The 9,717-nt window shown below is 76.3% G+C and carries 6 protein-coding genes; 2 read left to right on the top strand and 4 right to left on the bottom strand.

Features of this window, described 5'->3' with window-relative positions:
* Together EAO77_RS35465 and EAO77_RS35460 are read left to right on the top strand one after the other, a co-directional pair.
* The coding region (locus EAO77_RS35465) for an MFS transporter (RefSeq protein WP_147992436.1) at positions 1-1,048 on the top strand (1,048 nt) is incomplete at its 5' end.
* 245 nt (positions 1,049-1,293) lie between these two features.
* Positions 1,294-3,060, top strand: a complete 1,767-nt coding sequence (locus tag EAO77_RS35460; protein WP_187283559.1) for an ABC transporter ATP-binding protein — start codon at positions 1,294-1,296, stop codon at positions 3,058-3,060.
* A gap of 394 nt (positions 3,061-3,454) precedes the next feature.
* Here EAO77_RS35460 and EAO77_RS35455 read toward each other — a convergent pair whose 3' ends face one another.
* The 4 genes from EAO77_RS35455 to EAO77_RS35440 all read right to left on the bottom strand — a co-directional run bounded on the left by EAO77_RS35455 (position 3,455) and on the right by EAO77_RS35440 (position 9,300).
* Positions 3,455-5,725 carry a FlgD immunoglobulin-like domain containing protein gene (locus EAO77_RS35455; protein WP_261994298.1) on the bottom strand — a complete coding sequence of 757 codons (2,271 nt, stop codon included), beginning with the start codon at positions 5,723-5,725 and terminating at the stop codon, positions 3,455-3,457.
* A 725-nt stretch (positions 5,726-6,450) separates the two neighbouring features.
* Complete coding sequence (locus tag EAO77_RS35450) at positions 6,451-6,855, bottom strand: DUF2550 family protein (RefSeq protein ID WP_147992434.1); 405 nt, start codon at positions 6,853-6,855, stop codon at positions 6,451-6,453.
* A 123-nt stretch (positions 6,856-6,978) separates the two neighbouring features.
* On the bottom strand, positions 6,979-8,352 hold the full coding sequence (locus EAO77_RS35445) for a helix-turn-helix transcriptional regulator (protein WP_147992433.1): 1,374 nt from the start codon (positions 8,350-8,352) through the stop codon (positions 6,979-6,981).
* 12 nt (positions 8,353-8,364) lie between these two features.
* Positions 8,365-9,300, bottom strand: coding sequence for a hypothetical protein (locus EAO77_RS35440; protein ID WP_147992432.1), 936 nt, complete (start codon positions 9,298-9,300; stop codon positions 8,365-8,367).
* Positions 9,301-9,717: the final 417 nt, after the last annotated feature.

Genomic DNA, 9,717 nt, shown 5'->3' with positions numbered 1-9,717 from the left:
CATGTACGGCGCCACCTTCGCCACCGTGCTCGGCGCGCTGACACTGATGTCGGTCGCGGACGGGGGCCGCCCGCGCCGGACCCTCGTCGTGCTCCAGTGCGCGGCGCTGGCAGGCGTCGCCGCCCAGGCGCTCCCGGGGCTGCCGCTGGCGGCCCGGTTCGGTCTGCTCCTGGTGCTCGGCTTCTTCCAGTCCCTCGGGACGGGGACCCGGATGGGGCTGCTCGCGGAGGTGGTTCCCCGGGCCGGATACGCCCCGGCGCGCTCGCTGATGAACATCACCGCGGGCACGACGGCGGTCCTCGGCTACGCCGCGGGCGGCGCACTGCTCCGGCATCTGACGCCCCACCAGGTGTTCCTCGTCGCGGCGGCGCTCACCGCCGCCGGGCTGGCCGTCGTGGCGACGACCGTCCGGGAGCACTCGATCCGCCCCGCCGGCCGTCCCGGGCTGCGCCGGACGTGGGCCACGAACCGGGAGCTGTTCGCCCACTCCGGGAGCCGGGCCCTCCTGCTGAACCTGTGGGTCCCCAACGGTCTGGTCGTCGGCTGCGAGGCGCTGTTCCTCTCCTACGCCCCCGAACACGCCGGATCCCTCCTCGCCGCGGCGTCGGCGGGCATGCTCCTCGGCGACCTGGTGGTCGGGCGCCTGCTCACCGCGGCACGGCGCCGTCGCGCCGCCTTCCCGCTGCGGCTCCTGCTCGCCGTCCCCTACCTGGTGTTCGCCTTCCACCCGCCGCTGCCGGTGGCGCTGGCCGCGGTCTTCGTGTCCGGTGCGGGCTTCGCCGCCACCCTGCCCCTCCAGGAGTTGCTGCTCGCGTCGACGCCCGACGCGGTCCGCGGGCAGGTCCAGGGTGTGGAGTCCGCGGGCCGCATGACCTGGCAGGGCCTCGGCGCCGCCGTCGCGGGCGGGGTCGCCGGGCTGCTCGCCCCCGCCGCGGCGATCACCGCCGTGGCGGCGGCGTCGGTCGCCTTCACCGTCGCCTCCCGCCCCCTCGTCGCMCGGGCAGCCCGTGCGACGGACGCCGGCGCGACGGAGGCCCGCCCGGCCTGAGTGACGGGCACCGGCCGGCCCCGGGCCTCGGGCACCGGCCGGTCCCGGCGCGGCCGGCGCCGGCGGCCGGAGAGAGCGACGCTCGCGGAGACGGCAACGGCGGTGCGGGCGGCCCCTGTTGGCACAGGGGCCGCCCGAGCCCCCGCCCGTGCGCCCCCGGCTCGCCCCGTGCGGAGGCGCCGCACAGGTGCCCGCGATGTGAGAAAGCGCTTACTGCGCGGCTCGGGATGGGGTGGGATGGACACATGACGCAACACGTCCCCAACCACCTGGACCACTGCTACCGCGGCGAGAACCCGGTGCGCACCCTCGGCCACCTCCTCCGCCCCGACCGCGGCAAGCTGCTGCTCGCCGCTGCCGTCTTCGTCGTCAAGCACAGCCCCATCTGGCTGCTGCCGCTGATCACCGCGACCGTGCTCGACGTCGTCGTGCAGCACGGCTCACTGGCCGAGTTGTGGCAGGCCACCGGCGTCCTGCTCTTCATCCTCGTGATCAACTACCCGCTGCACCAGTGGTACGTCCGCCTCCTCGGCGGCAGCATCCGCCGCATGGGCACCGCCCTGCGCTCGGCCCTGTGCCGCAGGCTCCAGCACCTGTCCATCGGCTACCACGCCCGCGTCCACTCCAGCGTCCTGCAGACCAAGGTCGTCCGGGACGTGGAGTCGGTGGAGCACATGGTGCAGCAGAGCGCCGACATGGGCCTGGGCGCACTGGTCACGCTCACCGGCGGCCTCGTCGTCATCGGTATCCGCACCCCGGAGTTCCTGCCGGTGTTCCTGATCGTCGTCCCCGCCGCAGGTTTCCTGGTGATGCGCCTGCGCGGCCGGCTGCGCAGCCACAACGAGGACTTCCGCCGCGAGGTGGAGCAGTTCTCCTCCCAGGTCGGGGAGATGACCACGCTCATCCCGATCACCCGCGCCCACGGCCTCGAACGGGCCGCGCTCGGCCGCGTCGACGGAAGCCTGCGCCAGGTGTTCGCCGCCGGCCTGCGGCTCGACGTGATGAACGGCCGCTTCAACTCGGCCGCCTGGGTCACGCTCAACATCCTCGGCGTCCTGTGCCTGACCGGGTCGGCTCTGGTCGCCTACCACGGCTGGCTGCCCGTCACCGCCGGCGACGTCGTCATGCTCAGCTCCTTCTTCACCGTCCTGACGGGCTCCGTGACCACGCTGCTCGGGCTGGCGCCGGTCATCAGCAAGGGACTCGAGTCGGTGCGCTCCGCGGGCGAGGTCCTCCAGGCGCCCGACCTGGAGAGCAACGAGGGCAAGGTGCCGGTGGAGCGCGTGACCGGCCGGATCGACTTCCAGCAGGTCGCCTTCGCCTACGACGACGCCGCTCCGGCGGTCGACGGCTTCAGCCTCACCGCGCGCCCCGGCGAGACGATCGCCCTGGTGGGCGCCTCGGGGGCGGGCAAGTCCACCGTCCTCAACCTGCTGATCGGCTTCATCCGGCCCACGTCCGGCCGGATCCTGCTGGACGGCGTCGACATGTCGACCCTCGACCTGCGGAGCTACCGGCGCTTCCTCTCCGTGGTCCCGCAGGAGTCGATTCTGTTCGAGGGCAGCATCCGCGACAACGTGACCTACGGACTCGGCGACCTCGACGAGGAGGCGCTCCGGCGCGCCCTGCGCGACGCCAACGCACTGGAGTTCGTGGAACGGCTGCCCGACGGCCTGGACACGGTGGTCGGCCAGCGCGGAGCGCGCCTGTCCGGCGGCCAGAAGCAGCGCCTCGCCATCGCCCGCGCGCTCATCCGCGACCCGCGCATCCTCGTGCTCGACGAGGCGACCTCGGCACTCGACAACCGCTCCGAGGCCCTCGTCCAGGAGGCCCTCGCCCGGCTCGTGCACGGGCGCACGGTCTTCGTCGTGGCGCACCGGCTCTCCACGATCCAGGGCGCGGACCGCATCGTGGTGATGGCGGACGGAAAGGTCAGGGAGTCCGGCACACACGGTGAACTGCTCGCGAGGGGAGGGGTGTACGCGGATCTCCAGCCGGCGGCGCAGGGCTGACGCCCACCGCGCCGGGGACGCCCGGCGACGCCCGGAGACGGTCGGCCCGGAGACGCGCGGCACCACCCGGAGACGGTCGGTTGGCGCGGAGACGCGCGGCGACGCCCGGAGACGGTCCACCCGGAGACGGTCCACCCGGAGACGCGCGGCACCACCCGGAGACGGTCGGTTGGCCCGGAGACGCGCGGCGACGCCCGGAGACGGTCCACCCGGAGACGCGCGGCGCCACCCGGAGACGGTCGGTTGGCCCGGAGACGTGCGGAGGCGGCCGAGACGCCGGCCGCCTCCGCACGTGGGCAACGCCGCTCGGCCGCCCCCGGTACCGGCGCCTTCCCCCGGGGCCCGCTCGGGGGACAGCGCCGGTCTCCCGCCGGGGGCCGGCCGTGCGGCCGGATCAGCGGGGGACGCGCACCGTCCCGGTGGCCGTCGCCGCGGCGCCCGCGCCGTCCCCCGGGGTGGCGGTCAGCCGCCAGACGTAGGCGCCGTCCTCCACCGGGGTGCCGGCCTCGGACGTGCCGTCCCACGCCACGCGGACGGTGCCGCGCGTGGCCCCGCCCGTCCAGGTGCGGACGGCGGAGCCGGTGCGGCGGTCGGTGAGCGTCACGGTCCAGGATTCGGCCGGCCGGGACAGCCACCAGACACCGTCCCACCCCGCCTGCCCCGTGGTGGCCGGGGTGACGGAGTCGGCCACCTTCAGCGGGGAGACGGACTGCTGCGGGGCGGTGACGTGGAGGGTGTCGTGCCCATCGGCCCAGGCGAGCCTGCCCGCACCCGCATCCAGGGTCCAGGTCCGGCCGCGGCCGTCGCCGGACGCCAGCGGCTTGACGTTCTCGACCAGGCCCAGGTCGGTCGTGCCGCCGTCGGTCCCGAGGCCGGTCAGGCGCAGCGTGTCGGCATGGTGGGCGGCCAGGAACCGGTCGCCCAGCAGCGTGCCGGTGGCCGGTGCGGGCCAGGCGTGCCCGGTCGCCCGGTCGCGGACGCCCGCAGTGTTCTGTCCGGAGCAGCTCCAGTACAGCAGCGAGCCGCTGCTCTGCAGTTCGTCCGGCACGCAGGAGGCGCCGGTCCGCACGGCCCCGGTGACCTGGCCGGTGCGCAGGTGGACGGTCTGGACGACGCCCGGCCACCACCGCGACGGCACGAGCAGCGTCCCGTGTTCCAGGGCGGCGGCCTGCCCCGCCACCTCGCGCACGATCCGGTCCCGGGCGGTGTCGACGACGAGGGTGCGCTCACCCGCGCGGTACAGGAGGAACTCGGGGGAGACGTCGGTGATCCGGCCGTCCGCGTGCGGGAGGGCGAAGGTGTCCACCGGGTGGTCCGGGTCGTCGCCCGTCACCAGCACGTCCCTGCCCGTCCCGGGGTCCGTCACCAGCCGGGCCAGGCCCTCGTCGCCGCCGTCGGCGAACCGCCCGTGCGCGAGCCCGCCGAAGTCCGGCAGTGCCGCACCGCTCTGCGGCTGCGGTCCCACCCCGACGTCCCGGCCGTGCAGTGTCGTCGAGCCGGTCAGCTCGGTGGTGTGCCGGAGCCGGCCGCCGGCCAGGGACAGGGCCTGGACGACGCCCCGCCCGACCTGTGTCCGGGGCGCCTGGCGCACGGGCAGGTCGTCGACGAGCCCGAGCCCGTCGATGCTGAACAGGTGGATCCCCCGGCGGCCGTCGGCGTCCTTGCCGAGCGCGGCGAACTGCCCGCGCCCCTCGATGAGCTGGTAGCCCGACTCGACGTCCGTGAGCAGGTCGCGGGCCGTATCCGCCCCGTCGTACGGGGTGAGGCGCAGCGTCCCGCCGTCGCCCTCGTGCCACAGCACGTTGTCGCCGACGGGGTACGCGCGCACGGCGCTGCCGGGGGAGCGGACGTCGAGCGGGACGACGCGCGGGGCGGCGGTGCTGTCCACCCCCCTGATGTGCACGGCGGTGGTGCCGCCGTCGCGGGTGACCCAGCTGACCTCCTCCTGCGTGACGCGCAGGCTGCTCGCCTCACCGGTCACCGGCAGCGGGGTCACCGTGTTGTACGGGGTGCTGACGACGCCGTAGCCGGGGGTGCCGTCGGCGTCGGTCCAGCCGATGAGGAGCCGGCCGTAGGCGGAGCCGTACGTGACCGGTTCGGCGCCGGTGGTGGCGCCCGGCGGCAGCTGGATCGGGCTCTCCCGGCCGTTGCGGTACTCCACCAGCCGGTACGTGCCGTCGCCCTGGTCGACGGTCGCGAGCACCCAGCCGCCGGCGACGGTCGGGTTCAGGTACCCCGCCGGGACGGTGAGGGTGGAGCCGAAGCGGGGATCCTCGACACCGATCCGGACGATGTCGGTGCCGCCGTCCTCGCGCGGTCTGGTGTAGGTGACGCGGTTGAGGGTGTCGTGCTGCCGGACGATCGACTCCTCGGGCACGCCGTCCAGTTCGGGGACGGGCTTGGTGGTGCGGTTGTACGTCGTCGTCCAGAGGTAGCCGCCGCCCTCGCGGTGCAGCACACCGTCGCTGCCGGTGGTCAGCAGGCTCTGGGCGCCGTCGGCGTACACGGCGGGTGCGGGTATGAGGACTTCGGAGCCCTCGGCCGCTCCGGCGGCGTGCGCGGTCGACGGCAGCGCGCCGGCGAGCCCGGCGGCGAGTGCCACGGCGATGGCGGTGGCGGCGGTGGTGCGGCGTGTGCGGCGGTACGTGAGCAGGTGACGGAACACCTGACCCCCCTAAGCGTAGTCGCGTGGTCGCAGGCATCACGGCATTTCGCTGTGAACCGAGTCAACACGCTATATGGCGAAGGGGGTTGTGTACAGCTCGACGGTCCGCGTGTCGTGGGCGGTCGCACCGCGGGACGCCCGGACCGCGCCCCCACTCCACGGACAGGCGGTCGACGGGATGCCTCGCCCGGCGGCGCGACCCCGAGCGGGCCGGCGGTGCGAGCGGCCCCTCCGGGGCGCGGTGCCGGCCACCGTGCCGGTGCAGGGGTGTGCCCGACGGGGCGGCGGAGCGGCGGCCGAGTGGCCGGCGGGCTGCGGGCCTGGGCGGGAAGCGGGTGGAGGCGTCGGGCGCCTGCGGTCCAGGGCCGGGAGTGCCGGCGGATGGGGGCGGGCGACCGCGGACCGCACGAACGGAGGAGGCGGGCGCGTGCGGGCCGGGCCCGGGGGCCCCGGCGCAGGGATGGGCGCCCGCGGGCCGGCGGGGGAGCGGCGGCGTGGGGACGGTCGGCGCGACGTCCGCCGACGGGGCGACCGCGGGCGGGGTCCGCCGGGTGCCGTGCGGCGCTCCCGTCTGCGACCGGAGCGTGGGCGCCGGGTGGCCGCGGACCCCGGGACCCGCGCCGTCGGCTACCGGGCCTGCGTCACCGAGTGCCGCGCCGCGGCCTCGCGGCAGCGAAGACGGAGAGGTGCGATGCGGGAGGCCGGCCTCGGGCCGGGGACGCGGATCAGGCGGTCGCGGACGGCCGGACCGCCCCGAGGACCTGCTCCAGCTCCTCGGGCATCACGGCGACGAGCCACGGACCGTCCGCCGAGGCGCACTCCACGATCCGCGCCCGCGGATTGACGCCGACGGCCTCCTCGGCCGTCGCGGAACGCGTCTGCGTGTACCGGAGGCCGGCGGGCAGCACGACGTCACGGCCGCCGAGCGAGGGCGTCCAGGTCAGCGGCTCGGAGCCGACGACCAGCCGCCCCGGCCGGAACCCGGCCCGCCCCTTGGCGGACCTGAGCATGCAGGGCACCCCGGCCGGCTTCGTCGCGACGACGCCCTCCGACGACCGCTGCCGAAGCTGCTTGCTCAGCATCCATACGGTCAGGGCCAGGACCACGGCCGTCAGCACGAGCTCGATCATGCGCGCATTCAACCATGCCGCGTCGAACACACACCCGGGCGCAGGCATGCTGCGTCGAACACACGCCGGGTCGCCCGCACGCCGCGTCGAACTCCCGCCCGGTGTGCTCCGGGCCGGCTGGTGTCAGCCCGGCCGCCGGGCGGCGCGGCCCCGGGACAGGCTCTGCCCGGACTGGGACTCCAGCTTCCGGCGCGCGCGGGCCACATGCTGCTCCACGGTGCGCGGCGACAGATGGAGGGTCGCCGCGATCTCCCGGTTGGTGAGCCCGGTCGCGGCCAGGTCCGCCACCTCCTGCTCGCGCGGCGACAGCTGGTCCCCGTAGCTGGGGCGGCCCCGGGGCCGGTGCCCGTCCGCCGGCTGGTGGGCGCGCAGCAGGGCGCGGACGCGGGCGGCGTCCCACACGGCCCCGAGCTCGGTCAGCCGGTCCACGCACGAGGCGAGGTCCGCGACCGCCGCTGCCGTGTCCCCTCCCGCGGCGAGCCGGCACCGGGTGGCTCCCTCGGTGGCCAGCACGGCCGCGTAGGGGCGCGGCAGGCCCGCGTACACGAGCGCCGACCGCCGGAACAGCTCCGCCGCCGCCGCGTGGTCGCCGTCGTCCTCGGCGACCAGGGCGCGGCACCACGCGAGGGCGGCGTCCGACGCGGGCGCCTGGCTCCCTTCGAGCCCCGCCGCGTACTCGGCGACCATCGCCCGCGCCACCGCGGTCCGCCCGGAACGCAGCGTCGCCTCGACGGCCCACGGCGCGAGCTCCGCGCCCCACACCCACACGCCCTTGTCCCGCAGCCGGTCCCAGGCCGCCGACGCCTCCGCCGCCGCGGCGTCCACGTCGTCACGGACCATCGCCATCCGGATCAGCGCGCCGGAGGCCGCGGCCCTGTGCGGCACGGCGGCCGCGTTCGGTTCGCGCGGTCCCTCGCCGACCAGCCAGGCCGTCGCCTGCTGCCACTCCCCGCGCGAGAGCGCCAGCATCCCGAGCACGGTGCGGCCGTCCACGGCCATGCCGGGCATGGTCTCCGCCTCCGCGGCGAACGCCCGTGCCCGGCCCGCGAGATCGTCCCAGTGCCCCTCGGCCCAGTCGAGCAGCAGCGAGGTGCCGCGCGCGCCCTCCTCCACGTAGGCGGCGCCGCTTCGGGTCGCCAACTCGACTCCCTCCGCCAGGAGTTCACGTGCCGGAGCCAGCCGTCCGAGCCACAGCGCCCCGTCGGCCGCGTTGCACAGCCCGCGTGCGACGTGCTGCTGGTACACCGGGTCCGTGGTCCCCCTCGGCAGCGCCTCCAGCGCCTCCCAGGCCGCCGGGTCGCCGATGTACATCAGGGTGCCCACCCGGTTGGCGGCGACGGCGGTCCTGGCCTCCTCGTCGTCGCTCTCCGCGCCCGCCTTCTCCGCCCGCCGGAGCCAGTACAGATTGCGTTCCAGGGGAACGGTCGACAGCAGCGGCATCGCCAGCGCGGCCATGGCCCGGGCGGCCATCACCGGCCGCTCCTGGAGTTCCTCCACCGCCTGCTGGAGCTACAGCCAGCCCTGCATCCCGGCCACCGCCTGGTTGCACAGCAGCAGTCCGAGGTCGAGGCGGATCTGCCCGCGCACCGCGGCCGGCAGCGACTGCTCGTCGAGGATCTGCCGCAGCACCGTGACGGTCTGCTCGGAACGCAGCCCGAGCACCGCGCTGTGCGCGAGCAGCGGCGCGAGCCGGGCACGGGCGTGCAGCGGGACCGTCGGCCGCGACAGGGTCGTCTCCAGCAGGTCGACGGCCGCCTGGTGGTCGCCCGCCGCGGCACGTTCCGTGGCCGCCTGCTCCACCGCGTGCAGCCAGCCGCGCACCTCGCCGCCGTGACGCCGGTGGCGGGCCAGCGCCACCCACGGCTCCGGGCGGCGGTGCGACAGGACCCGCGCGGCGCTCCGGTGCAGGAGGCGGCGGACGGGGCCGGGTATCTCGGCGTACACGGCGGTGGCCGCCAGCGGCACGAAGAAGGCGTACCGCCCGAGCCCGTCCTCGGTCAGCACGCCCCCGCGCAGGGCGCGCACCAGCGCCTCGGTGCCGGCCTCCGCCGTCAGGCCGGCGACCGCCGCCAGCTCCTCCGCCTCGGCGGGCTCGTCCAGCACGGCGGCGGCGAGGGCGACCGGGCGCATCTCCTCGGGGAGCGCGGCGACCCGGCCGAGGGCGAGCTGGCGGAGCCGGGGCGGTACCCCGACCGCCTCCAGATCCCGCAGGGTGTAGCGCTCCCGCGGCTCGCCGGTCTCCCGCAGGAGCCCCACCAGATCGGCGACGACCTGCGGCACGCCGCCCGAGCGCACGGCCATCCGGGAGTACAGCTCGGTGGGGCCGCGGTCGGGGCCGTCCAGCAGCTCGTCGACGAGCGCGCGCACCCCGTCGGCGTCCAGGGGCGCCAGCGTCAGGCGCTGCACCGCGAGCATGGCGGGCAGCGCGGCGGTTCGGCCGAGCACGAGGCCGGGCTCGCGCAGCTCCTCGGGCCGGTAGGTCAGGGCGACGGCCAGACCGGCGGGCGGCCGGGCCAGCAGTCTGCGCAGGGTGTCGCGCGCCGCCCGGTCCGCCAGGTGGACGTCGTCGGCGACGAGCAGTACCGGGTCGCCACCGGGGGTACGGGCCGCGCCCGTCAGCGGCGCGAGCGCCTGGCGCAGGGCGCCGCCCGCACCGCTCGGGCGGCCGGGGCCGACGGGCGCCGACGGACCCCCGGGGGTGCGGGGGGCTCCGGGCGGCGCGCGACACCCTGCGCAGACTGCTGGCCCGGCCGCCCGCCGGTCTGGCCGTCGCCCTGACCTACCGGCCCGAGGAGCTGCGCGAGCCCGGCCTCGTGCTCGGCCGAACCGCCGCGCTGCCCGCCATGCTCGCGGTGCAGCGCC

It is taken from the genome of Streptomyces sp. T39, from assembly GCF_008042045.1.
Taxonomy (GTDB): domain Bacteria; phylum Actinomycetota; class Actinomycetes; order Streptomycetales; family Streptomycetaceae; genus Streptomyces.
The sequence above is the reverse complement of the archived record's forward strand: the minus strand, read 5'-3'. Positions and strand labels throughout refer to the sequence as shown.

Bases quoted from the DNA above. Each gene is read 5' to 3' on its own strand.
- EAO77_RS35450 (WP_147992434.1), bottom strand. From the start codon at position 6,855: ATGATCGAGCTCGTGCTGACGGCCGTGGTCCTGGCCCTGACCGTATGG.
- EAO77_RS35460 (WP_187283559.1), top strand. From the start codon at position 1,294: ATGACGCAACACGTCCCCAACCACCTGGACCACTGCTACCGCGGCGAG.